General features: G+C 67.5%; 1 protein-coding gene. It reads right to left on the reverse strand.

What is annotated here, in order from left to right; translation table 11 throughout:
• The coding region (locus GOPIP_RS12590) for a DDE-type integrase/transposase/recombinase (protein ID WP_006370046.1) at positions 1-496 on the reverse strand (496 nt) is incomplete at both ends.

Raw genomic sequence — 496 nt, forward strand, 5'->3', positions numbered from 1 at the left:
CGTCGACCCACGATCGGTGTGGAAAATCAGCTTCTGCGCATCGTCATCACGCCATATCGCCTGCATACCGCCCCGCGTGGCGACCGCCATCTCGATCGCCGCACACGCCAACGCTGCATCCGGGTGACGACTGGTGGCCGCCCCCAGCAGGCGGCGACTGTAGAGGTCGATGACCGTGGCCAGATACAGCTTGCCCGCCGCGGTCGGGATCTCGGTGATGTCGCCGACCCACCGCTGATCGGGGCACTGTGCGGTGAAATCGCGACCCAACAAATCGGGGAACTTCGGGGCGGTCTTGTCCTGACGGGTCAGCCCGTTGCGCCGGCGGATCCGCCGCGCGACCAGGCCCTGACGACACATCGAATCAGCGACAGTCTTCTCGGTCACCGTCCACCCGTCAGCACGCAGATCCGCATGCAGGCGCGGTGACCCGTGCAGGCCGCGGGCCTTGTCGAGCGCCACCGCCACGGCCCGGTCGATGGTGTCCCGGCGATAG

Source organism: Gordonia polyisoprenivorans NBRC 16320 = JCM 10675, from assembly GCF_000241325.1.
GTDB lineage: Bacteria > Actinomycetota > Actinomycetes > Mycobacteriales > Mycobacteriaceae > Gordonia > Gordonia polyisoprenivorans.